Origin of the sequence: Rhizobium sp. FKY42 (assembly GCF_005222835.1) — a bacterium.
Classification (GTDB): domain Bacteria; phylum Pseudomonadota; class Alphaproteobacteria; order Rhizobiales; family Rhizobiaceae; genus Neorhizobium.
The window spans coordinates 283736-307721 of record NZ_STGA01000029.1 but is presented as its reverse complement, the minus strand read 5'-3'; the positions used below and the strand labels follow the sequence as shown (position 1 = coordinate 307721).

Below are 23986 nucleotides of genomic sequence, written 5' to 3'. Positions count from 1 at the left end.
ATGGATAATGCAAAGGCATGGTATGAATCCAAGGCTGTCTGGGGCGGGCTGATTGCCCTTTTCGCCTCAATTCTGCAGGCGCGTGGGCATCTGTTTCCCTATGAGCAACAGGCGGCACTCGTTGATGCACTGACCAGCGCAGGCGGCGCTTTCGGCTCGCTTCTCGCTATTTACGGCCGGTTGGCGGCCACCAAACCCATTGTCGGAACCTGACGTTTAAGCATTGTCTGCATGACGGCTGAGGGGCACATTCATTTGCCATTCAGCCGTCATTCGATACATAATTTGCCAGTTGATTTGGGTTCTCACCCTCAGCATTTTGTAATCGGAAGTCGTCGTCATGGCATCACGCAAGGTAATCGCGATGGTCGCGGCAGGTTTGTTCAGCCTGCCTGCTGCTCAGGCCTTCGCTCGCGACTACCTGATTCTGGTTGCCGGAGACTGCGGCGACGCCGCATCCAAGGTTGTGCGCGAAACGGGTGGAGAACTGCTGTCTGCCCAGCCTTCCAAGGACGGTGCGACCTGTATCGTGACCGTACTCGTGCAGGGCAGCGGAGAGCGCCCGCGCAAGGTGACTGTTCGGGTGCCGATGTAGTAGAAGGCGAAAAGCCGCTTCTCGTATTCCATCGAATCAAGGATCTCCATGCGCATTCTCGTGGTCGAAGACGACAGCAACCTGAACCGCCAGCTGACCGATGCGCTGAAGGAGGTCGGCTATGTGGTCGATCAGGCCTTCGACGGTGAGGAAGGGCATTATCTGGGCGAGACCGAACCCTATGACGCGGTCATTCTCGACATCGGCCTCCCAGAGATGGACGGCATCACGGTGGTCGAGAAATGGCGTGCGGCAGGCAAAGCCATGCCGGTGCTGATGCTGACGGCGCGCGACCGCTGGAGCGACAAGGTAGCCGGTATCGATGCCGGTGCCGACGATTATGTGGCCAAACCCTTCCACGTCGAGGAAGTGCTGGCGCGTGTTCGCGCCCTCATTCGCCGCGCCGCCGGACATGCTTCTTCTGAAATTACCTGCGGGCCGGTGAAGCTCGATACCAAAGCCTCCAAGGCGACCGTGAATGGCGTGGCGATGAAGCTTACTTCACATGAGTTTCGCCTGCTATCCTACCTCATGCACCACATGGGTGAGGTGGTTTCTCGAACCGAACTGATCGAGCATATGTACGATCAGGATTTCGATCGCGATTCCAACACGATCGAAGTGTTCGTCGGACGTCTTCGCAAAAAGATCGGCGTTGACCTGATCGAGACCGTTCGAGGTCTTGGTTATCGCATGCAAGCACCATCCGATGTACGTTAGATCGGTCACGGCGCGCGTTCTGCTGCTGGCGACTGCCTGGTCGGGCGTGGCGCTGGTGGTGATCGCGCTCGTGATCTCGGCGCTCTACACAAAATCCGCCGAACGCGCCTTTACCGATCTGCTGCGTGCGCAGCTCTACAATGTGGTGAACTCGATCACCATTGGCGACGACAACGCGCTTGCGGGCAATCCGCAACTGGGCGACCTGCGTTTCTCCCAGCCCGAAACCGGCTGGTACTGGATCGTGGAGCCGCTTGGCACCTTTGCCGCGACGCCGCTGTCATCCTCCTCGCTCGGCACATCCAATATCAAGGTGCCGTCCATCCTCAACGTGCCGTTCAATAATCGCTATGAGCGCTTCTATCCGGCCATCGACGCCTTCGGGAACAATGTGCTGGTGGCCGAGACGGAGGTGGTGCTGGACAGCGAGGGCAGGGCGGCGCGTTTTCGCGTGACCGGCAACCTGACCGTGGTGACCGAGGATGTGCAGGCCTTTACCCGGAGCCTCTATATCGCGCTCGTGGTGTTTGGTCTCGGTAGCCTCGTGGTTAACGGGCTTGCGATTCTGTTTGGTCTGCGTCCGCTGGATGAGGCACGCCGCGCCCTGGAAAAGGTACGTCGCGGCGAGGCGGAACGGCTGGAGGGCGAATTTCCCCGCGAAGTGCATGCGCTGACCATCGAGATGAATGCACTGATCGACAGCAACCGCCGTATTGTCGAGCGTGCCCGCTCGCAGGTGGGAAATCTGGCCCATTCACTGAAAACGCCGATTGCCGTGCTTCTCAACGAATCACGCCTCATCGATAAGGGTCACGGGGAAGTGGTGCGCGGGCAGGCAGAAGCCATGCAGAGCCAGGTGCAGAGCTATCTGAACCGTGCCCGCATTGCAGCCCAGCGCGAATCCATGCTGGCGCGCACCGATGCCGAGCCGGTGCTGGAGCGCCTGATGCGCGTGATGCGCCGCCTGAACCCCGACAAGACCTTCGAACTGATTGCAACGCAGCCTAATCTGGCCCTTGCCATGGAGCAGCAGGATGTCGAGGAAACGGTTGGCAACCTTTTGGAAAATGCGGCCCGCCATTCCAACAGCGGCGTGTGGTTGACAATCATGCCGTCTCTCGCACCGGAAGGAGAAGATCCGGCGCGGCGCAACTGGGTGGAAATCGCTGTCGAGGACGATGGGCCGGGCCTGACGCCGGACGAGATCAAGGAGGCCATGAAGCGCGGACGCAGGCTGGACGAGAGCAAGCCTGGCACGGGCCTCGGACTTTCCATCGTTGGCGAAATTGCCCGCGAATATCAGGGTCGTTTCCGTCTTTCACGCGGGCGTCGCGGGGGCTTGCGTGCTGTGTTGACGCTGCCGGGAATTGCGCGCGAGGGAGCCTGAGCGGATGCTTACGCAACTGCACTGCGGTATAAATGGCACAGCGAGCGCTTTCTGGCTCGACACTCTGTTTCAGCACGCTACAAACAGTGTTCAAACCTTCGCTTGGTTTCGCCACAGTTGGCGTGCATGGCCGGTGACGGAGCGGGCCGAGATCAGGTTTGAAAATCAGGTGCGTAGATACCAGATGTCTGTCTACGCAAAGCACGAAACGGTTGGAGTAGAATGGAAGTCCGCGCTGTGAAATTCGTCGTTTGGCCTGTTCTTGCTGCAAGCCTGCTTTCGGCCTGTACATCGACCGGAGGCAATCGTGCCGGGCTCTTTGCCAAGGCTCCGCCGAATAATTTCATAGTTGCGCTTCAGGGCGGAATTGTCAGCCGCGCCGGGACACAGCTCAGCGAAAGCGACCGCCAGAGGGCGCTGGAAGCGGAATATCGCGCGCTTGAGTTTTCAGAGGCCGGACAGTCGACCGAATGGAAGGGCCGCAATGTGAGCGGCGAGGTGGTGGCAGCAGCGCCCTATCAGGTGGGTTCACAGAATTGCCGCAGCTACACGCACACGCTGACGATCAACGAGCACGAGCTGAAGGCCCGCGGCACGGCCTGCCGGAATGCCGATGGAGCCTGGACTCCGCTGAGCTGAGGTCTTCTGACCTTCGTTGAAGTTGTTGCGCTTCACGCGATTGCTTGACGCAAATCAAGGCCCGTGTCAGGCAGTCCGTCCATAGGAGAGAGGAGACTGTTCACGAACTTGCGGCCAAACGCCTCAAATTCGTGTCATCGGCTCCTATTCGATTGGAATAGTGGTGCGCTTGACGTAATTGGCTTCAATGATTTTCTGGATTCTTATCGCAGTATTGACGGCTGGAGTGGCGGGGCTGCTGATCGCGCCGCTGATGAAGCCGAGGCCGCAACTGACAACGGCCCGTGAAGACGAGGCTGCGGTTTACCGCGACCAGATGAAGGAGATCGATCGCGATCTCGCGCTCGGTCTTCTCGGCGAGAAAGAGGCCGACTATGCGCGCGCCGAAATCGGCCGCCGTTTGCTGGCCGCCACCGACGCGCCGCAGCGGGGCCTGACGCCAGCCGCACTGCCGCGCCCGCATCGCATCACCACGCTGCTTGTCATTCTCTGTCCCCCCGCCATCGGGCTTGCGGGCTATCTGATGCTGGGAAGCCCAGGGATGCCCGACCAGCCGCTGGCGGCACGTCTTGCCAATCCGGGCAATAATATCGAACTTCTGCTTGCCAAGGCCGAACGGCATCTGGCGCAGAACCCCAATGACGGGGCCGGATGGGATCTGCTGGCACCGATCTATATGCGCTCCGGCCGCTATGCCGACGCAGATCAGGCGTTTCGCAATTCAATTCGTATTCTGGGCGCGACGCCGCAACGGCTGGCGGGCTTGGGCGAAACGATGGTCGCCGCCAATCAGGGCATTGTGACCGACGAGGCACGCGGCTTCTTCGAGAAAGCCGTGGCGCTGGAACCCGGCAATATACGCTCGCGCTTCTATGTGGCGCTTGGGCTGGAGCAGGCGGGCCGCAAGCCGGAGGCGCTTGCCGCTTTCAAGGCCATCAAGCGCGATTCGCCCCCCGGAGCTGCATGGGAGCAGCTGATTGATCAGCACATTGCTGCTGTGAGCGGGAATGCGCCCGGCAATCCGAGTGCCGCCGATGTTGCTGCCGCACAAAATCTTTCCGGACAAGAGCGGCAGGCGATGATCGCGGGCATGGTGGAAAGCCTTGCGGAACGGCTGAAGGCTGATCCGAAAAACATCGAAGGCTGGCTGCGGCTGGTGCGCTCCTACAAGGTACTGGGCCGAGAGCAGGACGCGCGTGATGCCCTTCAGACTGGCCTGAAAACATTCCCAGCCGAAACGGGCGAGGGTCAGCGGCTTCTGGCGCTGGCACGTGAAATCGGACTGGGCGAGGGGATCGTGCAATGACACGCAAACAGAAACGCATGGCCGTTATTGCCGGCGGGATGAGCTTCATCCTGATTGCCGTGCTGCTCGTGATGTTCGCCTTCAGCCAGTCGGTGGCCTATTTCTTCATGCCGAGCGATCTTGCCAAGAACGAGGTATCGCCGGGAACGCGCATACGCTTGGGCGGTCTGGTTGAAGCGGGCTCCGTGGTGCGCGGCGCAGGGTCTACAGTCAGCTTCAAGGTGACCGATGGCTCGGCGAGCGTGCCGGTCAGCTATACCGGCATTTTGCCCGATCTCTTTCGCGAGGGGCAGGGCGTCGTGACGGAGGGGGTGTTTACGACATCGCAGGCCTTCGTTGCAGATTCGGTGCTGGCCAAGCATGATGAGAACTACATGCCGAAGGAAGTGGCGGATCGCCTGAAGGCGGATGGCGTGTGGAAGGAGAGCGAAGGCAGCCCGACGACTGGCGCCAAGGGGAGTGTGACGCGATGATTGTCGAGATCGGCCATTACGCGCTGGTTCTGGCGCTTGCGATTGCCTTGATCGTTTCCATCGCGCCTGTTGTCGGTGCGCGGCGCAACGATGCGGCGCTGATGGCGCTGGCACCCTCCGGCTCCATCATCCTCTTCGGCATGGTGACGCTTTCGTTTCTGGCGCTGACCTGGGCCTATGCGGTTTCTGATTTTTCCGTGCGCAACGTTTGGGAAAACTCCCATTCGCTGATGCCGATGATCTACAAGTTATCCGGCGTCTGGGGCAACCATGAAGGCTCCATGCTGCTGTGGCTGCTGATCCTGACGCTGTTCAGCGCGCTAGTGGCTCTCTTCGGCCGCAACCTGCCGGACACGCTGCGGGCGAATGTGTTGGCCGTTCAGGCTTGGGTAACGGTTGCCTTCACGCTGTTTATTCTGCTGACATCCAACCCTTTTATACGCCTGAACCCGGCACCAGCCGAAGGACAGGATCTGAACCCTGTTCTGCAGGACCCCGGTCTCGCAGTGCATCCGCCCTTGCTTTATCTCGGCTATGTGGGCTTTTCCGTCTGCTTCTCCTTTGCGGTGGCTGCCCTCATTGAGGGGCGGATCGATGCGGCCTGGGCGCGCTGGGTTCGCCCCTGGACGCTGGCAGCCTGGACCTTCCTGACGGCTGGCATCGCGATGGGGTCCTACTGGGCCTATTACGAACTTGGCTGGGGCGGCTGGTGGTTCTGGGACCCGGTCGAAAACGCTTCCTTCATGCCCTGGCTTGCGGGAACGGCGCTTCTGCACTCCGCGCTGGTGATGGAAAAGCGCGAGGCGCTGAAGATCTGGACCGTGCTTCTGGCGATCATCACCTTCTCGCTGTCGTTGCTCGGAACCTTCCTCGTCCGCTCCGGTGTTCTGACATCCGTGCATGCCTTTGCGACAGACCCGACACGCGGCACCTTCATTCTGGCCATTCTCTCGATCTTCGTCGGTGGTGCTTTCGCACTGTTTGCCTGGCGCGCCCCGCAGCTGAAAAGCGGCGGCATCTTTGCGCCGATTTCTCGCGAGGGCGCTCTGGTTCTGAACAATCTGATCCTGACGGTATCCACCGCAACCGTGCTGACTGGTACCCTCTATCCGCTGGTTCTGGAGACGCTGACCGGCGAGAAGATTTCCGTCGGCGCGCCATTCTTCAACCTGACCTTCGGCCTGTTGATGATTCCGCTTCTGCTGATCGTGCCCATGGGGCCGCTTCTGGCCTGGAAGCGGGGTGATCTCCTGGGCGCCATGCAGCGGCTCTATCTGGTTGCGGGGCTGGCGCTGGTTGTAGGGCTTGGGCTCTACTACGTGGAAAATGGCGGCCCTGTTCTGGCCTTCCTCGGTCTGGCGCTCGGAATCTATCTCATTCTCGGTTCGCTGGTCGACCTCTGGTACCGCGCAAACTTCGGCAAGCTTGCCTTTTCAATCGCCTTTGCCCGGTTGAAGGGACTTCCACGCTCTGCCTTCGGAACGGCGCTGGCGCATATGGGCCTCGGGGTCACCGTGCTGGGCATCGTGGCGGTGACGGCGTTCGAGACCGAGCACGTGCTGGAAATGAAGCAGGGCATGACGGCGGATGCAGGCGGCTATACGCTCGTTTTCGATGGCATGAAGGAGGCCGTCGGTCCGAATTTTACCGAAGAGCGGGCGCATTTCACGATCAGCAAGGCGGGCGTCGCCGTTGCCGATGTCTGGTCTTCCAAGCGCATCTACACCGCGCGCCGCATGCCCACAACGGAAGCCGGTATCGTCAGCTTCGGTCTCAGCCAGCTCTATGTGTCGCTGGGTGATCCGATGGCTGATGGCGGCATCGTGGTGCGTATCTGGTGGAAGCCATTCATCCTCTGCATTTGGCTGGGCAGTGTCATCATGATGATCGGCGGGTTTGTGTCGCTTTCGGATCGGCGGCTGAGAGTCGGGGCTCCAAGCCGCCGTACCAAGCCCGCGAAGATTGCACTGGAGCCGGCAGAATGAAGAGGCGCTTTTCTCTCGTTCTGCTGGCGGGCCTGATGCTGGCGCCGCTGACGGCGCTTGCCGTGAACCCCGATGAGGTTCTGAAGGACCCGAAGCTGGAGCAGCGCGCCCGTGACCTGTCTGCCCAGCTTCGCTGCATGGTCTGCCAGAACCAGTCCATCGACGATTCGAACGCCGAGCTTGCCAAGGACCTGCGGGTGCTGGTGCGTGAACGTATCACCGCCGGCGACAGTGACGAGCAGGTGATCAACTATCTCGTTTCGCGCTACGGCGAATTCGTGCTGCTGAAACCCCGCCTGAGTGCCCAGACAATTGCTTTATGGGCAACCCCTGCTTTTCTGTTCCTCATCGGCGGAATTGCCGTCTACCGGCTGTCTCGCCGCTCCCGTCCCGCGACCGGAGGCGAGAAGGCCCTGACCGCAGAAGAGCAGGCGCGACTGGCAGAACTGCTGCGCAAGGAAGAGGGCTAGTGGAATGAATTTGACATTTGATACCCACCCGCAGCGAACTCGAGGATCAAATGTCAAATTCAGAAATTCCACTAGAGTATGTAGTTGCTAGTGGTTCTCGTGATTCCGACATTTGCTCTTGAGGGTGCTGCGAACGGATGCAAATGTCGGAATCGAACCACTAGACGGTTTTGTTTCCGCTCTCCGCAACATTACAAACATTTCACCCGTCGGACACGTGCAGTTAAGGTCACGGCACCTATATCTTCCGTCATCCACCGCCGCCGGACCTCCGGCAACCAGTCTGAATGATGATAAAGGTATTGAACCATGAGCAAGATCGGACGCCCCTCCCTGAAGACCATTCTCAAGGGAACCACTGTGGCGGGCCTCGCAGCCGTGATGCTTTCCACCGGCATTCCTGCGCAAATCTATCAGTCCCATGCTGAGCCGGTGACTGTTGCCTCGCCGCAGGTTCCAAGCTTCGCAGATGTCGTTTCCGCCGTTTCGCCCGCCGTTGTTTCCGTCCGCGTGAAATCCGATACGACGCCTGCCTCTGACGATGCCAGCAATGGCTTTTCCTTCGGCGGCCGTGGCTTTGACGAACTTCCGGACGACCATCCGTTGAAGCGCTTCTTCCGCGAATTTGGCGGCCAGATGCCGAACGGCCGCAACCAGGAACGCGCCGAGCGCAACAATCGAAACCGTCCGCACTACATGCGTCCTGTTGCGCAGGGCTCCGGCTTCTTCATCTCCGAGGATGGCTATCTCGTCACCAACAACCACGTCGTGGCTGATGGCTCCGCCTATACGGTTGTCATGAACGACGGCACCGAACTGGACGCCAAGCTGATTGGCAAGGACAGCCGCACCGATCTCGCCGTCCTGAAGGTCGATACCAAGCGCAAGTTTACCTATGTGAAGTTTGCCGATGACGCGAAGATTCGCGTTGGCGACTGGGTGGTTGCTGTCGGCAACCCGTTCGGTCTTGGTGGTACGGTGACGGCCGGTATCGTCTCTGCCCGTGGCCGTGATATCGGCTCCGGTCCCTATGACGACTTCATCCAGATCGATGCGCCGGTGAACCGTGGTAACTCCGGTGGCCCGACCTTCAACCAGAACGGCGAAGTGGTGGGAATCAACACCGCCATCTTCTCGCCCTCCGGCGGCAGCGTCGGCATCGCATTTGCAATTCCCGCCTCCACCGCAAAAGATGTTGTGGCCGACCTGATGAAGAGCGGCAAGGTTGAACGCGGCTGGCTTGGTGTTCAGATCCAGCCGGTGACACAGGAAATTGCGGAATCGCTCGGTCTTGCAGAAGCCAAGGGTGCGCTGGTCGTGTCTCCGCAGAATGGTTCTCCGGGCGCCAAGGCTGGTATCAAGCAGGGTGACGTGATCACCGCCGTCAATGGCGAGCCGATCAAGGATGCCCGTGATCTGGCCAAGAAGGTTGCAGCCATCGGTCCGAACAAGAAGGTGGATGTTTCCATCTGGCGTAGCGGCAAAGCGCAATCCGTCGAGGTGACGTTGGGGAATCTGGCAAGCGATGAAGCCTCCAAGGCCGAAACGCAGCAGAGCCAGCAGCAGGCGCAGCCTTCGACGGAGAAGGCGCTCGCCAACCTCGGCATCACCGTCGGTCCGTCCGACGATGGTACGGGCGTTGCAGTGACCGATGTCGATCCGGACTCGGAAGCTGCGGCCAAGGGATTGAAGGAAGGTGAGAAGATCACCGCCGTCAACAACCAGCAGGTCGCAACGGCAGCCGACATTACCAAGGCCATCGCCGCCGCCCGGAAGGATGGCCGTACCCGCGCACTGTTCCAGATCGAATCGCAGAGCGGCAGCCGCTTCATCGCGCTTCCGATCAACGAAGGCTGATCGATCGGCAAGGGGCCATTCACGGGCACCGAGCCAGCAATGGTTCGGTGCCTTTCTTTTGATGGAGGCGGATATGCACACGCAGCAGGAAAGCATGGAGAAGCCCGCTGAAAACCCTTCCACCGGGCAGGGTCGCGAGGCTATTGTCCCGCACATGAAGATTCTTGTGATTGAAGACGATCTCGAAGCCGCCGCTTACATGACCAAGGCCTTTCGAGAGACAGGTATAGTGGTCGATCACGCCAGCGATGGCGAAAGCGGCCTCTTCATGGGTTCGGAAAACCCCTATGACGTGATGGTCATCGACCGCATGTTGCCGCGCCGCGATGGGCTTTCGGTGATCAGTGAATTGCGCAAACGCGGCATCAATACGCCCGTTCTCATTCTCTCCGCACTTGGACAGGTGGATGACCGCGTAACGGGCCTACGTGCAGGCGGCGATGATTATCTTCCCAAGCCCTACGCCTTCAGCGAGCTTCTGGCGCGCGTGGAAGTGCTGGGACGGCGGAAAGGCACGCCCGAGCAGGAAATGATCTATCGGGTTGGCGATCTTGAGCTTGACCGGCTTTCCCATGAGGTTCGCCGCCAGGGCAAGGAGATCCTGCTGCAGCCGCGCGAGTTTCGACTGCTCGAATATCTCATGAAGAATGCCGGTCAGGTCGTGACCCGGACGATGCTTCTGGAGAATGTCTGGGACTATCATTTCGACCCGCAGACGAATGTCATAGACGTGCATGTTTCGCGCCTGCGCTCGAAGATCGAGAAGGATTTTGACAAGCCGCTTCTGAAGACCATTCGCGGGGCCGGTTACATGATCAAGGACGAAGGCTGAGTATGAGTCGACTTCGCCTGCTGTTCCGCTCGACGAGTGTTCGGCTGTCGGCGCTCTACATCGTTTTGTTTTCGCTCTGCGCGGCTTTTTTGGTTGTCTATGTTACGGCCATGTCCGAGCGGCTTTTGACGCAGCAGGTGCGCGAAGGTATCAATCAGGAGGCGGCAGATATTCGCGCTGCCTTTGATCGCGGCGGTATCAATCTGCTGCTCAGAACCATGGAACGTCGCGCGCGGCAGCCGGGCGCCAATCTCTATGTCATCGCAAGCCCGACCGGTGAAATGCTGGCAGGCAACGTAGCCTCCGTTGAACCGGGCGTTCTGGACCAGGAAGGCTGGACCGCCATGCCCTTCCGCTACGAGCCTTTCACCGAGCAGGGTCCGCCGCGCCCTCACGCGGCCATGGCTAACGTGTTTTTCCTCGACAATGGCCTGCGCGTCATGGTGGGACGCGATCTGGGTGAGCCGGGACGTTTTCGTGGGATCGTTCGGCGTGCCCTGATGGTGGCACTGGCTATCATGGGACTTGGCGCACTGGTGATCTGGTTTGGCATCGGCCGGAACGCCTTGAAACGCATCGACCGCATGTCGGCAGCAAGCACCAAGATCATGGCAGGAGATCTTTCGCAGCGATTGCCGGTGGGTGTTTCCGGCGACGAATTCGATCGGCTTTCCGAATCCCTCAACGCCATGCTCGAGCGGATCGAGAAGCTGAATGAGGGGCTGCGGCAGGTTTCCGACAATATTGCCCACGATCTGAAGACGCCTTTGACGCGGCTGCGCAACAAGGCGGTCGATGCGCTGGATGAGGATGACGGAGAGGTTCGGCGTGTCGCGCTGGAAGGCATCATCAGCGAATCGGACCAGTTGATCCGCACCTTCAATGCGCTTCTGATGATCTCCCGGGTTGAGGCCGGTTCGATTGCAGCGGAAATGTCGCCGGTGGACATTTCCGCCATCTGCGCCGATTCCGCCGAGCTGTATGAGCCGGTGGCGGAAGAGGCCGGACTTTCGCTGGTGACCGAGATTGAGCCGGGCCTGACCGTACAGGGAAACCGGGAACTCATCGGCCAGGCAATGTTCAACCTTCTCGACAATGCCATCAAATATGCTGCCGAAGGTGAGCCGAGTCGGCCGATTGTGATGCGTCTGAAGCGGCAGGGTGCGGAACTCCATCTCTCGGTCTGCGACAATGGTCCGGGCGTGCCGGAAGACAAACGGCATGAGGTTGTGAAGCGCTTCGTGCGTCTTGACGCAAGCCGATCTAAACCGGGAACGGGCCTTGGCCTTTCACTGGTCGAGGCGGTCATGGAGTTGCATGGCGGGCGTCTGCAATTGTCTCAGACGAATGTCGGCGCAACCGAGAATCCCGGTCTGACCGCGACGATGGTGTTTCCGGCTTTCGCGTGAACTTGTCGCCTGTTTATGCAGCATCTGCCTCTTTTATGGTGAGAATGGGCTGACAGATCGTCATGCCCGCGCTACAGCCTGAACATGTGCGGCGGAATTGGGAGGTTCTTATCGTGGCTGAGCAGGTGCACTCTCTGGGCGAGCTTTGCGACAACCCCTTGCGCGTCTTCAACCAGACGGAGGCGAGGGCCGCCAATGCGGTTCTGAAAGAGATTGCGGGACAGGAGCCTGCGGTCGCCGACATGCTGAAGGATGGCGGTGCGCTGAAGGAGTTTCTGACTGCCGCACTTTCGCTATCTCCCTACCTGCGTGAGAGCCTCTCCATACGTCCAGCGCTGTTGACCCGCTTCCTCTCTGCACCGGTAGAACAGTTGCTGGCGGAGTCTGTCGAGGTCGCGCGGCAGAGCTGGCAACCGCATTCTGATGGATCCATCCCGACGGAAGCCGAGGTGATGACGGCGCTGAGAAACGCCAAGAGGGAGGTGAGCATTCTTTTGGCGCTGGCCGATCTGGCGCGTCTGCACGATGCAAGACAGACCACCCGCTGGCTGACAAGGTTGGCAGATGTGGCCGTCGCAGCGTCGATTGACCACCTGCTGGTCACGGCACACCATGCGGGCAAGCTGAACTTGAACGATCCCGCCAGCCCCAGTGAAGGGTCCGGGCTGATCGTGCTCGGCATGGGTAAGCATGGTGCAGAGGAGTTGAATTACTCCTCAGACATCGATCTGGTTGTCTTCTATGACCCTGAGAGCGGCATTCTGCCGGAGCCGCTGGAGGCAAGCGAGCTTTACGGTCGCATGATGCGCCGGATGATCCGCATGCTGCAGGAGCGCACGGGCGATGGCTATGTGTTCCGCACCGACTTGCGTCTGCGGCCCGATCCGGGCTCGACCCCTCTGGCCGTCTCCGTCGAGGCAGCGCTCGTCTATTACGAAGGGCGGGGACAGAATTGGGAACGTGCCGCCTACATCAAGGCAAGGCCCATCGCCGGCGACCTGAAGGCAGGCACCGATTTCCTGCGCCAGCTGGTGCCCTTCGTTTTCCGCAAATATCTCGATTACGCGGCGATTGCCGACATTCACTCGATCAAGCGCCAGATCCATGCGCACAAAGGCCACGGCGCAATTGCCGTGAAGGGTCATGATGTGAAGCTTGGGCGCGGCGGCATTCGGGAAATCGAGTTCTTCGTGCAGACACAACAATTGATCGCTGGAGGGCGCATGCCCCCCTTGCGCGCTCGCCGCACCGAGGACGCGCTTTCCGCCCTTGCCGATGCCCAGTGGATCCGTCCCGAGATCGCCAGAGAGCTCACGGAGGCTTACTGGTTCTTGCGGGATGTAGAGCATCGCATTCAGATGGTGCGCGACGAGCAATCGCATCGCTTGCCCGACAGTGAGGCCGAGCTGAAGCGGATTGCCTTCATGATGGGCTTCGCCGACACCAAGGCGTTTGGTGACAGGCTGGAAGAGATCTTGCGTATCGTCGAAAAACGCTATGCCCGGTTGTTCGAGCAGGAAACGAAGCTTTCGGCGGCCGATGGTAACCTGGTTTTCACCGGCCAGAACGACGATCCCGAAACCCTGAAGACATTGGAGCGGATGGGCTTCGAGCGGCCTGCCGATATGTCCCGCGTCATCCGCACCTGGCATTACGGACGATATCGTGCGACGCAATCTGTCGAGGCCCGCGAACGGCTGACGGAACTGATGCCGGAACTGCTGATGGCTTTCGGCAAAAGCAAGCGCGCGGATGAGGCGCTGCTGCGTTTTGACGGCTTTCTGAAGGCGCTGCCAGCCGGTATCCAGCTATTCTCGCTGCTCGGCAACAATCCCAACCTGCTGAGCCTGGTGGTGACGGTCATGTCGGCGGCACCGCGTCTTGCCGATATCATCGCCGCGAGGCCGCATGTGTTCGACGGCATGCTGGACCCAGGCCTTATGGCGCAGATGCCGACCCGCGATTACCTTCTGGAACGGTTGACCACCTTTCTCGGCGGTGCGCGGCACTATGAGGATCTGCTTGACCGACTGCGCATTTTTGCCGCTGAGCAACGCTTTCTGATTGGTATCCGGCTGTTGACAGGCAGCATTAGCGGCATTCAGGCAGGCCATGCCTTTACCGATCTGGCCGACCTGATTATCGCCAAGGCGCTGGAGGGCGTGCGCAGCGAGATCCGGCAGGCGCATGGCGATTTTCCGGGCGGGCGGATCGCGGTGGTCGGGATGGGCAAGCTTGCAAGCTTCGAGCTAACCGCCGGTTCCGATGTCGATATCATCCTGCTCTACGATTATGATGACGACGCTCTTGAATCGGACGGAGAGAAGCCGCTCGATTCCATCCGCTATTTTACCCGCATCACGCAGCGGTTGATCGCAGCGCTGTCGGCGCCAACTGCAGAGGGCATCGTTTTCGAGGTGGATCTGCGCCTGCGGCCATCCGGCAACAAAGGGCCGGTTGCCACGCGGATCAATTCCTTCCGCAGATATCAGGAAGAGGAAGCCTGGACCTGGGAGCACATGGCCCTGACCAGGGCACGGCTGATCTGCGGCGACGACAGCCTGATGCGTGAGGCGGATGATGTGATCACATCGATCCTGAACCGCCCGCGGGAGCGTGACAGAATTGCAGCCGATGTGGCCGAGATGCGTGCGCTGATCGAGCAGGAAAAGCCGCCACGCGACCAATGGGATCTGAAGCTCGTTCCCGGCGGCCTGATCGATATCGAATTTCTGGCGCAGTTTGCCCGGCTGATGAACGGACGAGCAAGCAGCCTGACCGGTGAGGAGCGCCAGCTGACGGGAACGGGCAGAAGCCTTATGCTGTATGCGCAGGACATGATCAGCCGTGACGATCTTGATCTCTGCCTTCAGGCGCTCGCCGTCTACACCGAACTTTCGCAGATCATCCGGCTGTGCGTCGGCAGCGAGTTCGACCCGAAGGATGCGCCCGCAGGTCTGATCGAGCGGCTTTCGGCGGCTGTGGATGCCCCGAACCTCAAGCTGGTGGAGGTAGACCTCAAGCGGCTGTCGAAGGGCGTGCGCTCGGTTTTCCAGTCGACGACACGCCGGCGTCCCCCGGGATCGTAAGCGCAACGACCGTGCCGTGCTTCATGCGTGAGCGGATGCGCATGGAGCCGCCATGCAGGGTTACAAGCGAGCGCGAAATGGCCAGACCAAGGCCGGAGCCTCCCTTGCTCTTGGCATACTGGCTCTGAACCTGCTCGAATGGCTGGCCGATCTTTCCAAGCGCCGCCTTCGGGATTCCTATGCCCGTGTCGGCAATGGTGAGGCGCAGGCCCTTGGCCGTTTCGCGGGCGCGCAACTCGATGCGTCCGCCTTCGTTGGTGAACTTCACGGCATTGGACAGAAGGTTCAAAAGGATCTGCTTCATCGCACGGCGATCGCCGACCATGCGCAGATCCGGGCTGAGGCGCTGCGTCACGATAATCGACTTTTCCTGCGCCGGGATCGAGGTAAGGCGAAGGCTCTCCTCGATAAGAGGCGCCAGATCGATCGACTCGCAATGGATCTTCATGTGGCCCGCTTCGATCTTCGACATGTCGAGAATGTCGTTGATGACGTTCAGCAGGTGTTTGCCGCTTTCGTGGATGTCCTTGGCATATTCGCTGTATTTCGGCGAGCCGACCGGGCCGAACATGCCGTTCAACAGGATTTCAGAGAAACCGAGAATCGCGTTCAAGGGTGTGCGCAACTCATGGCTCATATTGGCAAGAAATTCGGACTTCGCCTTGTTCGCGGCTTCCGCTCGATCTTTCTCTGCCAGATAGTTGGCATTGGCGACGGACAGCTCTGCCTTCTGGCGCTCCAGCTTCTTCTGGGATGACGAGAGATCGCCAATCGTCGCCATCAGTCGGCGCTCGGATTCACGCAGGCGCTCCTGATGCCGCTTGAGCAGCGTGATGTCTGTGCCAACTGACACAAGACCGCCATCGCGTGTGCGCCGCTCGTTGATCTGGAGCCAGCGCTCGTCGGCTAGCTGCACTTCGATGGTGCGTGAAAAGCCGTTCTGATCAGGATCCGCGATCCGCCGCTCCACCACAGGACGAGAGGCCGCAGCGGTCACGATGGCCTTTTCTGTGCCTGGAACGAGCACATTGTCCGGCAGGCCGTAGGCCTGCTGGAAGTGCGTGTTGCACATGACGAGACGGTCGTTCTTGTCCCACAGAACGAAAGCTTCCGATGTGCACTCGATTGCATCCGCCAGACGCTGATCTGCCTCCGCATAGCGCTGGGCAAGACGATGCTGCTCCGTGACGTCCATCGCGATGCCGATGACATGGGTCCGCCCCATGCCTGTTTTCACCACCTGTGCGCGGGCCCGCATCCAAACGTAATGACCGGCCGCGTGGCGCATGCGGAAAACCTGATCCACCTGCTTTGAATTGCCGCGACCGACCGCGCGGGCCAGTGCGAAGAGGTTGCCATCGGCCGGATGCATCATCCGGGCAGCCTCGCTGAAGGACAACACGTTGTTGCCGGGGGGAAGCCCCAGCATTTCATACATGGAGCGAGACCAGAACAGCTTCCGGTTCGTGAGATCGAAATCCCACAGGCCGCAGCGTCCGCGTGAAAGGGCAGTTTCCACGCGCATATTGGATTCGAGGAAGATCTCGTCAGCTTCGCGGGCGCGTTTGGCCTGCATGTAATAGGCGTAGAGGATGACCAGCATGACCGAGGAAATGCCGGTGAAGAGTGTCACATTCAGCGAGACCTGCTGACGCCAGTATTGATCGATTTCATCCAGAGAATGACCTGCCACCAGCAATCCGCCACCCATGCTGCGAATGGCTGCATAATGGGGCGCGCCCTCGAAGGTGGTTTCGATAATGCCATTGCCACCGCCGAAGCGGCGCAGGGCCACCATTTCCGGCAGGAAGGAATCAAACCGCGCCCCGATGAACGACCTGGCGCTTCCGGTCGCGCTGAAGATCCGGCCCGTGCTGTTGACCAGAAGAATGAAGCTCTGCCGATCCAGATCCTGCGGCAGCGTTTTAAGGCGTTGCTCTGCGGCTGCCTGATCGGCGTCAGCGAAAATCTCATCGTGACCTTGTAGGGCAGAGGTGCCAATGGCGGCCAGAAGGGCCGTAGTCTGCCTGGCATCCTCTTCCATCCGGGCGCGCTCAGACACAAGACCCATCAGGCGGGAAATGGCAATGACGCTCAGAAAGGCGATGATGAGGACGGGGATAGCACGCTTGAGCCAGACATCCAGGTTCGGAATGGCCTGCAGACGCTGACCAATACGCAGCGATCTGTCTCCGATGACCAGAAACCTCAGCAGCATCCGATCCCAGAATTTGAAAAACAGCCGCCCTTCGGCCGCGGTTTCCCGCTGCACGTCCGCCATCGCTTTGCTTGATCCCTCGTGAGTGATTCGCAAATCATGTTGCGATCCGAGGGCAGTGAATCATTGCAGATTCGCCTTGTCCAGATGCGGTTTTAAGAAAAAGTTAACCATATTGCGGAAATGGCGCCCCGCGATCCTACAGGGGCGCCAAGGTGGCTGATCTCAGCTGTCCTTCAGCATCCGCTCGATAAGATCCCGCACATCGGTCGAGAGCTTTGGCGTGCGGTCGATTTCCAGCAGTGCCGCACGTGCATGGTCAGCGCGGTTGGCATCCAGCGCCCGCCAGGAGCGCATGGCAGTCAGCAGCCTCGCAGCAAGCTGCGGGTTGCGCGGGTCGATCTGCGTGACCTGATTGCCCAGCAACCGGTATCCTTCACCATCGGCGCGATTGAATGCGGTGGGATTTGCAAATGCCAGCGAGCCGATCAGCGAACGAACACGGTTCGGGTTCGTCGCAACGTAAAGCGGGTGCTCCATCAGGGCGTTGACGCGGTTCAGCGTGTCGCCGCCGGGAGTGGTGGCCTGCAGTGCGAACCACTTGTCCAGAACAAGCGGATTGTTTTCGAAACGCTTGACGAATGTTGCAAGCGCCTCTGCCGTTGCCGCATCCTCCGGGAAGCGGTGCGCCAGAACCGTCAGGGCCTGAACCAGATCGGTCATGTTGTCCGCATCCGCGAAGGCCTTGGCGGCGCGCTCGCTGCCGCCCGCGACATAGGCCAGATAGCCCAGCGCGCTGTTGCGTAGCGCCCGTTTGCCAGCGCTTGCCGCATCGGGGCTGAAGGCGCCTTCCGGCTTCATCGTATTAAACAGGTTTTCGAAAACAGACTGGCCGCTTTCGGCAATGGCCTTCAGGATAGCCTGACGGCCTTTGTGGATGGCGTCAGGATCAATGTTACTGCCAAGCTCACGGGCAATGTCTGCCTCGCTGGGAAGGGCAAGCGCCTGGGCACGGAAAGCCGGTTCGAGTGCTTCATCGGCCGCCGCTTCCAGCAAGGTGGAGATGAAAACCGGATCGAAGGTGATGGCCTTTCCTTCACGCGCATCCTTGACCGCCTGCAGAAGATTGGGCAGCGCCAGATCCGTCAGCCCCTGCCAGCGGGCAAACAGATCCGTATCATGACGGGCAATGCGTACCAGATCCTCGGTGCTTTGCTTGAAATCGAGATTGATCGGAGCAGAGAAGCCGCGGTTCAGGGAAAGCACCGGACGTGTCGGTACATCTTCGAAGACGAAGACCTGGGCCTTTTCCGTCAGATGCAGAACGTCGCCCGTCACCTGACCGCCGCTGACCTTGGGCGCATCGAGCAGCGCGCCATTGTCCTGAATGAGGGCGTAGGACAGCGGGATATGCATTGGCTGCTTTGCAGATTGACCGGGCGTGGCCGGGATCATCTGCTCCAGAGAGAGCGTGAAAGTCTTGGCTACCGCATCATAGATGCCGGATGCCGTTACCAGTGGCGTTCCCGCCTGATGGTACCAGAGCGAGAACTGCTTCAGATCGACGCTGTTGGCATCTTCGAAAGACTTCACGAAATCCTCGACCGTCGCCGCCTCGCCATCGTGGCGCTCGAAATAAAGATCCATTCCCTTCTTGAAGCCATCCTTGCCAAGGATCGTCGCGATCATCCGCGTGACCTCGGAGCCTTTTTCGTAGACGGTTGTCGTGTAGAAGTTGTTGATCTCGCGATAGGCGGTCGGACGAACCGGATGTGCAAGCGGGCCGCCATCTTCCTGGAACTGTTCGGCTTTCAGGTGACGCACTTCTGCAATGCGCTTGACTGCACGAGAGCGCTGATCAGCGGAGAACTCGTGATCGCGATAGACGGTCAGGCCTTCCTTGAGGCAGAGCTGGAACCAGTCGCGGCAGGTAATGCGATTGCCCGTCCAGTTGTGGAAGTATTCGTGGGCAATGATGGCTTCGATGTTGGCGTAATCCTGGTCCGTTGCCGTTTCCGGGTCAGCCAGAACATATTTGTCGTTGAAGACGTTGAGGCCCTTGTTCTCCATCGCCCCCATGTTGAAATCCGATACGGCGACAATCATGAAGATGTTGAGGTCGTATTCGCGCCCAAAGACTTCCTCGTCCCACTTCATCGACCGCTTCAGCGCATCCATGGCATAGGCCGCGCGATCTTCCTTGCCGTGCTCGACATAGATCTTCAGCGTGACTTCGCGTTCCGACATGGTGACGAATGTGTCTTCCACGACACCAAGATCACCGGCGACGAGCGCGAACAGGTAGCTTGGCTTAGGGAAGGGATCGAACCAGGCGGCGAAATGCCGACCTTCGTCGTAGTTGCCGCCACCGAGGAAGTTGCCGTTGGACAGCAGAAACGGATTGGTTGCCTTGTCGGCGATGATGGTTACCGTATAGGGCGCCAGCACATCAGGACGATCCGGGAAATAGGTAATGCGACGGAAACCTTCCGCCTCGCACTGCGTGCAATAGACACCATTGGTGCGATAGAGACCCATCAACTGGGTGTTGGCTTCCGGATTGATGGTGGTGATGACCGTCACTTCGAACGGTTCGCTTCCAGGCAGGTCGCGGATCACCAGCTGATCGGGAGAAAGATCGTACTGGCTGGCAGGCATCTCGTTCTGGTCGAGACGCAATTCGGTGAGAACGAGTTCGTCACCATCCAGAACCAGAGGCGCCGACGCGTCCACACCCTCACGGCGATGAAAGATGAGCCGGGATTCCAGGCGCGTCGCCTGCGGATCAAGTTCAAAGGTCAGATCGACGCGTTCCAGGACGAAATCGGTGGGACGATAATCTGCCAGATGTACGATCTGACCCGTGTCTGTACGCAGCATGTTGCTTCCTGAAATGGAATGACCGATCGGTTTTGACGAGCTCTACTTGCCCAGTTTCGCGGCACTATTGCATCCAAAACTGAACGATTGCTAAAGCGGTCCCAAATAAAAACACTAATCACTCAACACGTCTGCTAACACCTGCGTGTGATTTCCGAAAATGATCATTGTATCAAAAGTCCTGATGAAACGTTTCACCAAATCAGGTTACACTTCTGTCCAACCCGCCTGATCCCTGAAGTTTGCGAATGGCTTGGATCTCCGAAAACAAGCCGCCACGAGTGAAGCATGAGTTCCGAAACCCCGGATCCCTTGAGGGGGATCCTCATGAAACTACTCTCCGTCATGGCTTTTCTTGGCATGCAGACCTTCATCAAGGCCGCAGGCGCAGGCATTCCGGCAGGGCAGATTACGTTCTATCGCTCGTTCTTCGCGCTCATCCCCATTTTCGTCTATCTGGCTATGCGAAAGGAACTGGCCTCTGCCTTCCGGACGTCCAGCTTCACAGGCCATCTCAAGCGCGGCACGCTGGGAATGATTGCCATGGTCATGGGTTTCTTCGGCCTCATCCACCTACCGCTGCCGGACGCCATTGCCATCGGATATGCCTCGCCGCTGATGGCGGTGATCTTTGCAGCCCTGATCTTGAAGGAAAAGGTGCGGATCTATCGATGGACGGCAGTCGCGATTGGCATTCTCGGCGTTCTGATCATCTCATGGCCGAAGCTCACCATGTTCGAACAGGGCGGAATGGGGGCAAACGAGGCGACGGGAGCCATAGCGGTTCTGCTATCGGCAGTCATCGGCGGTCTTGCAATGGTTCAGACGCGCCAGCTCGTAAAGACCGAGAAGACATTTACGATTGTGCTCTATTTCTCGCTTCTGTCTGCGGCCTTCTCTCTCATCAGCCTGCCGTTTGGATGGAACGGACTTTCCTGGGAGACGAAGCTGATCCTGATCTGCGCAGGCATCTGCGGCGGACTTGGTCAGATCTTTCTGACACAGAGCTACAGGCTGGCCGATGTCTCGACCGTCGCACCCTTCGACTATTCGTCGATCATCTTCGGGATCGCGATTGCCTATGTGCTTTTCGGCGATGTTCCGACGTGGCAGATGCTGTTGGGAACAGCAATCACTGTTTCGGCTGGGATCTTCATCATTTACCGCGAGCACCAGCTTGGGCTCGAACGCAAAGCGGCGAGGAAGGCATCCTCGCCGTCTACATGATTCATCAATGGCCGTTGATCAGATCGGGATGCCGGCGAGCGGAGAATGGTCGCGCCCGCGGCTTTCAGCGCTCTGGCCCGCAGAACGCGTGTATTCGTGGCTTGCACGAACCGCAACGGAAATCGAGGCAAGGTTATCCCGGATCTGGCGAAGTCTGTACTTCATTGGCTCACACTCCTTGATCAGCGTTCACGAAAATCGGCGAAGATCGCCGTCGGACGGGAGAGGCCGCCGCGACGCGCATAGGCCGTCGCCGTCAGCTGCTCATTCGTAGCAGAGCCGAAGTTATGGTAGCCTGCAGTTGAGCGAGGCGATAGGCCGGCAAGACGAAGCGTCTCAAAGCCGGAATGAATGGGGCGAATGCGTGTGCTCATGGCCTTGGTTCCTAAACGTTCCTCCCAAGACACCTCTGTATATTGCACCGCAACATGATGAATTCAACAGCAGCTACCGTGAGGCAGCCATGCGAATTACGCATACCACATTTCATAAAAGTTTAAGACTCGGATTTACGACTCGTTGAGCGAGATCCGCTGGCGAAAGGCGAGGAGATCCTTCCAGGCCAGCGCCTTGTTCGCGGGTGCCGTCAGAAGATCCTGTGGATGCAGGCTTGCGATGGCTGGGATGGTACGGTCGCCGATCTGCACATCCCTCCAGGTGCCACGCATGGCAAAAATGGATTGCTCCTCCGCAAAGAAGAAACGCGCCGTGAAGTTGCCAAGGATCAGAAGGTATTTCGGAGCCGCAAGCTCGATCTGGCGCTCGATGAACGGACGGCAGATGTCCATCTCTGCGGGCGAGGGCGGACGGTTGCCCGGCGGCCTCCACGCCACGACATTCGTCAACAGCACCTTGTCGCGATGTAGCCCGATTGCGGCCAGCATCTTGTCCAGCAATTGACCCTGTCGTCCCGAAAAAGGAATGCCATCCCGGTCGCACTCAGCCGATGGCATGGGACCGACGACCATGATGCCGGAGGAATAATCGCCTGAGGCAAATACGGTGGAACGCGCGCCGTTCTTCAGGTTGCAGCCGGAAAAGCCTTCCAGCGCCGTCTTCAAAGCGCCCAGGCTGTTGGCGGCAGCGCACGCCTGCCGGGCAGCCGCCACGGCATCCGCATCCGGCACCGCCATATTCGCGGCAGGAGCAGGCGCCCGCGCCGCCGGTGAGGGCGCTGAACGCCCGGCATTGGCGGGTCGCTCGCTCGCCTGCGGGGCCGCCTGCTGGCGGTTGCGTATCTGCGCCTCACGCTCCAGACGCTGGGTCTGGAACTCGGCAATACGATCAACGGCCTCGTCCTCCAGAAGCCAGTCGCATCCGGAATCCGCATAAAAGTGCAGGAGGGCTGCGAGTTCCGCTGGGGCGAGTTCCGAGGCTGAGGTCATGGCCTCACTCTATCCGAACCCGTTCGGCGGATAAAGCCTCTGGCCTCATGCAACCCACTGCTCAATGTCCTTGCTCTCGCCGATCAGCGATAGTCCATGCGCGATGGACAGCAACTCTCCGCCGCTCTCGATCCGTTCCGTGCCGAAACGGTTGACGAACAGCTGGCGCACGGCAGGCACGAACGAGGTGCCGCCCGTGAGGAAGACCTTGTCGACCTGATCGGCAGCTGTGTTTGTCTTGACCAGAACTTCGTCCAGCGCCTCTTCGATGCGCGCCAGATCTTCCGAGATCCAGCTTTCGAAGTCGCTGCGTTTTACGGTTCTGCGCCCCGCTTTGCCCAGTGGAGAGAAGTTGAACTCCGCCTCTTCTGCCTTCGACAACGCCATCTTGGTGGCGGAGATCGCCTGGTAGAGCGGATAACCTTCATCATGCTCGATAAGCTCGATGAACAGTTCCAGCTTGTCCGGCTCCGTTGCAGAGCGAACCAGCGATTGAAGATCGGTGAACTCGCGCGTTGTCTTGAAGATCGACAGCTGGTTCCAGCGTCCGAAATTGGCGTAATAGCCTGCTGGAACCTCCAGCAGTTTGTCGAAGCTGCGGAAATGGCTGCCTTTGCCGATTTCCGGCGAGACGAGATTGTCGATCAGGCGATAGTCGAAGTGATCGCCCGCAATCCCGACACCGGAGTGACCAATCGGAATGGCGCGCAACTGCCCTGCGTGGCGCTCGAACCGGATCAACGAATAGTCAGTCGTGCCGCCCCCGAAGTCGGCCACCAGAACATTGGCGTCCTGTGTCAGAGACTGCGCGAAGTAATAGGCGGCTGCCACCGGCTCATAAACGAAATGCACTTCCGGGAAATCGAAACGTTCGAGCGCCGTGCGATACCGCTGCAAGGCGAGCGCCTCATCCGGGTTCGCGCCTGCAAACCGGACAGGCCGCCCGACGACCAGTCGCGAAATCTCGTTCGGCCAGGCGTCCCCGGCATAGGTCTTCAGCCTGCGCAGGAAGATCTCCATCAGATCCTCGAACTGCTGCCTGCGCGCGAAAACGAGGGTCGCCTGGAATGCTGCGCTTGCGGCAAAGGTCTTGATTGACTGCAAGAACCGGCAGTCGCCGGGATTGTCGATGAACTGGCGAATGGCGGCCTGTCCTGCCTCGACCTTCAGCGCCTGCGCGCCGAGCGCCTTGTCCTTCATGAAGGAGAGGGCGGTCCGCATGCTGTCGCTTGTTCCAGCACTGCTGACGAAAGGCACGGAATGCGTGGCATTGGCATCCGGTTCACCGAGCGCGAGAACAGTATTGGTCGTGCCGAAGTCGAGCCCAAGTGCACGTGCCATGGCCGCATCCTTTCTGAAAGTGCTGGATACGAATGCGACTGGCGCATCCGATGGAGGCGCAAACGGCGCCCCTGAAAAATAGGGAGGCGGGCTGATCGCACAGGATCGGCTGCTTGGCAAGACAAAAGGGGCGGGAAAATCCCGCCCCTGTCTCGCACATGCTATGAATGATC

At 59.5% G+C, this 23986-nt stretch carries 20 protein-coding genes; 14 read left to right on the top strand and 6 right to left on the bottom strand.

Annotated elements, in window-relative coordinates:
- The 13 genes from E8M78_RS12275 to E8M78_RS12215 all read left to right on the top strand — a co-directional run bounded on the left by E8M78_RS12275 (position 1) and on the right by E8M78_RS12215 (position 14762).
- Positions 1 to 213 (top strand): hypothetical protein, encoded by a 213-nt coding sequence (locus tag E8M78_RS12275; RefSeq protein ID WP_137135307.1) that lies wholly within the window; start codon positions 1 to 3, stop codon positions 211 to 213.
- A 127-nt stretch (positions 214 to 340) separates the two neighbouring features.
- On the top strand, positions 341 to 595 hold the full coding sequence (locus E8M78_RS12270) for a hypothetical protein (RefSeq protein WP_137135306.1): 255 nt from the start codon (positions 341 to 343) through the stop codon (positions 593 to 595).
- A gap of 48 nt (positions 596 to 643) precedes the next feature.
- A complete protein-coding gene (locus E8M78_RS12265; protein ID WP_137135305.1) occupies positions 644 to 1315 on the top strand; it encodes a response regulator transcription factor in 672 nt (223 codons plus the stop codon).
- Positions 1305 to 2702, top strand: coding sequence for a HAMP domain-containing sensor histidine kinase (locus tag E8M78_RS12260; RefSeq protein WP_137135304.1), 1398 nt, complete (start codon positions 1305 to 1307; stop codon positions 2700 to 2702). The genes E8M78_RS12265 and E8M78_RS12260 overlap by 11 nt, the downstream gene beginning before the upstream one ends.
- Positions 2703 to 2924: 222 nt before the next feature.
- The gene (locus tag E8M78_RS12255) at positions 2925 to 3341 is read left to right on the top strand and encodes a hypothetical protein (protein WP_137135303.1); all 417 of its coding nucleotides are present in this window, start codon (positions 2925 to 2927) and stop codon (positions 3339 to 3341) included.
- 187 nt (positions 3342 to 3528) lie between these two features.
- Positions 3529 to 4647 (top strand): c-type cytochrome biogenesis protein CcmI, encoded by a 1119-nt coding sequence (ccmI, locus tag E8M78_RS12250; RefSeq protein WP_137135302.1) that lies wholly within the window; start codon positions 3529 to 3531, stop codon positions 4645 to 4647.
- A complete protein-coding gene (gene ccmE / locus E8M78_RS12245; RefSeq protein ID WP_137135301.1) occupies positions 4644 to 5120 on the top strand; it encodes a cytochrome c maturation protein CcmE in 477 nt (158 codons plus the stop codon). Before ccmI ends, ccmE begins: the two co-directional genes overlap by 4 nt.
- Positions 5117 to 7105: a heme lyase CcmF/NrfE family subunit gene (locus tag E8M78_RS12240; protein ID WP_137135300.1), complete on the top strand. Its 1989-nt coding sequence runs from the start codon at positions 5117 to 5119 to the stop codon at positions 7103 to 7105. Before ccmE ends, E8M78_RS12240 begins: the two co-directional genes overlap by 4 nt.
- Positions 7102 to 7575 (top strand): cytochrome c-type biogenesis protein, encoded by a 474-nt coding sequence (locus E8M78_RS12235; protein ID WP_137135299.1) that lies wholly within the window; start codon positions 7102 to 7104, stop codon positions 7573 to 7575. The genes E8M78_RS12240 and E8M78_RS12235 overlap by 4 nt, the downstream gene beginning before the upstream one ends.
- A gap of 309 nt (positions 7576 to 7884) precedes the next feature.
- On the top strand, positions 7885 to 9432 hold the full coding sequence (locus E8M78_RS12230; RefSeq protein WP_137135298.1) for a Do family serine endopeptidase: 1548 nt from the start codon (positions 7885 to 7887) through the stop codon (positions 9430 to 9432).
- Positions 9433 to 9526: 94 nt separating this feature from the next.
- Positions 9527 to 10264 (top strand): response regulator transcription factor, encoded by a 738-nt coding sequence (locus E8M78_RS12225; RefSeq protein ID WP_281405072.1) that lies wholly within the window; start codon positions 9527 to 9529, stop codon positions 10262 to 10264.
- A 2-nt stretch (positions 10265 to 10266) separates the two neighbouring features.
- A complete protein-coding gene (locus E8M78_RS12220; RefSeq protein WP_137135297.1) occupies positions 10267 to 11673 on the top strand; it encodes a HAMP domain-containing sensor histidine kinase in 1407 nt (468 codons plus the stop codon).
- A gap of 110 nt (positions 11674 to 11783) precedes the next feature.
- A complete protein-coding gene (locus E8M78_RS12215; RefSeq protein ID WP_137135899.1) occupies positions 11784 to 14762 on the top strand; it encodes a bifunctional [glutamine synthetase] adenylyltransferase/[glutamine synthetase]-adenylyl-L-tyrosine phosphorylase in 2979 nt (992 codons plus the stop codon).
- Here the strand turns inward: E8M78_RS12215 and E8M78_RS12210 are convergent.
- Positions 14692 to 17043 (bottom strand): ATP-binding protein, encoded by a 2352-nt coding sequence (locus tag E8M78_RS12210; RefSeq protein WP_137135296.1) that lies wholly within the window; start codon positions 17041 to 17043, stop codon positions 14692 to 14694. The two genes, E8M78_RS12215 and E8M78_RS12210, sit on opposite strands and share 71 nt — an antisense overlap.
- Positions 17044 to 17205: 162 nt before the next feature.
- Positions 17206 to 19857 carry an aminopeptidase N gene (pepN, locus tag E8M78_RS12205; protein ID WP_137135898.1) on the bottom strand — a complete coding sequence of 884 codons (2652 nt, stop codon included), beginning with the start codon at positions 19855 to 19857 and terminating at the stop codon, positions 17206 to 17208.
- A gap of 291 nt (positions 19858 to 20148) precedes the next feature.
- On the opposite strand from pepN, the gene E8M78_RS12200 reads away from it, so the two are divergent.
- On the top strand, positions 20149 to 21087 hold the full coding sequence (locus E8M78_RS12200) for a DMT family transporter (protein ID WP_137135295.1): 939 nt from the start codon (positions 20149 to 20151) through the stop codon (positions 21085 to 21087).
- Positions 21088 to 21105: 18 nt separating this feature from the next.
- On the opposite strand, the gene E8M78_RS23295 is transcribed toward E8M78_RS12200, so the two are convergent.
- From E8M78_RS23295 to E8M78_RS12185, 4 genes are all read right to left on the bottom strand, one after another.
- Complete coding sequence (locus E8M78_RS23295) at positions 21106 to 21252, bottom strand: hypothetical protein (RefSeq protein WP_156379003.1); 147 nt, start codon at positions 21250 to 21252, stop codon at positions 21106 to 21108.
- A 17-nt stretch (positions 21253 to 21269) separates the two neighbouring features.
- Entirely contained in the window at positions 21270 to 21461 is a 192-nt protein-coding gene (locus E8M78_RS12195; protein WP_137135294.1) for a hypothetical protein, read from the bottom strand.
- A 135-nt stretch (positions 21462 to 21596) separates the two neighbouring features.
- The gene (locus E8M78_RS12190; protein WP_137135293.1) at positions 21597 to 22472 is read right to left on the bottom strand and encodes a uracil-DNA glycosylase; all 876 of its coding nucleotides are present in this window, start codon (positions 22470 to 22472) and stop codon (positions 21597 to 21599) included.
- Positions 22473 to 22517: 45 nt separating this feature from the next.
- Positions 22518 to 23813, bottom strand: coding sequence for an Hsp70 family protein (locus E8M78_RS12185; RefSeq protein WP_137135292.1), 1296 nt, complete (start codon positions 23811 to 23813; stop codon positions 22518 to 22520).
- Between the last annotated feature and the right edge of the window lie 173 nt (positions 23814 to 23986).

Excerpts from the sequence above, each read along its gene's own strand:
- E8M78_RS12275 (WP_137135307.1), top strand. The coding sequence starts at position 1 with ATGGATAATGCAAAGGCATGGTATGAATCCAAGGCTGTCTGGGGCGGG.
- E8M78_RS12270 (WP_137135306.1), top strand. The coding sequence starts at position 341 with ATGGCATCACGCAAGGTAATCGCGATGGTCGCGGCAGGTTTGTTCAGC.
- E8M78_RS12265 (WP_137135305.1), top strand. The coding sequence starts at position 644 with ATGCGCATTCTCGTGGTCGAAGACGACAGCAACCTGAACCGCCAGCTG.
- E8M78_RS12260 (WP_137135304.1), top strand. The coding sequence starts at position 1,305 with ATGTACGTTAGATCGGTCACGGCGCGCGTTCTGCTGCTGGCGACTGCC.
- E8M78_RS12255 (WP_137135303.1), top strand. The coding sequence starts at position 2,925 with ATGGAAGTCCGCGCTGTGAAATTCGTCGTTTGGCCTGTTCTTGCTGCA.
- ccmI (WP_137135302.1), top strand. The coding sequence starts at position 3,529 with ATGATTTTCTGGATTCTTATCGCAGTATTGACGGCTGGAGTGGCGGGG.
- ccmE (WP_137135301.1), top strand. The coding sequence starts at position 4,644 with ATGACACGCAAACAGAAACGCATGGCCGTTATTGCCGGCGGGATGAGC.
- E8M78_RS12240 (WP_137135300.1), top strand. The coding sequence starts at position 5,117 with ATGATTGTCGAGATCGGCCATTACGCGCTGGTTCTGGCGCTTGCGATT.
- E8M78_RS12235 (WP_137135299.1), top strand. The coding sequence starts at position 7,102 with ATGAAGAGGCGCTTTTCTCTCGTTCTGCTGGCGGGCCTGATGCTGGCG.
- E8M78_RS12230 (WP_137135298.1), top strand. The coding sequence starts at position 7,885 with ATGAGCAAGATCGGACGCCCCTCCCTGAAGACCATTCTCAAGGGAACC.
- E8M78_RS12225 (WP_281405072.1), top strand. The coding sequence starts at position 9,527 with ATGGAGAAGCCCGCTGAAAACCCTTCCACCGGGCAGGGTCGCGAGGCT.
- E8M78_RS12220 (WP_137135297.1), top strand. The coding sequence starts at position 10,267 with ATGAGTCGACTTCGCCTGCTGTTCCGCTCGACGAGTGTTCGGCTGTCG.
- E8M78_RS12210 (WP_137135296.1), bottom strand. The coding sequence starts at position 17,043 with ATGGCGGACGTGCAGCGGGAAACCGCGGCCGAAGGGCGGCTGTTTTTC.
- E8M78_RS12200 (WP_137135295.1), top strand. The coding sequence starts at position 20,149 with ATGAGTTCCGAAACCCCGGATCCCTTGAGGGGGATCCTCATGAAACTA.
- E8M78_RS23295 (WP_156379003.1), bottom strand. The coding sequence starts at position 21,252 with ATGAAGTACAGACTTCGCCAGATCCGGGATAACCTTGCCTCGATTTCC.
- E8M78_RS12195 (WP_137135294.1), bottom strand. The coding sequence starts at position 21,461 with ATGAGCACACGCATTCGCCCCATTCATTCCGGCTTTGAGACGCTTCGT.
- E8M78_RS12190 (WP_137135293.1), bottom strand. The coding sequence starts at position 22,472 with ATGACCTCAGCCTCGGAACTCGCCCCAGCGGAACTCGCAGCCCTCCTG.
- E8M78_RS12185 (WP_137135292.1), bottom strand. The coding sequence starts at position 23,813 with ATGGCACGTGCACTTGGGCTCGACTTCGGCACGACCAATACTGTTCTC.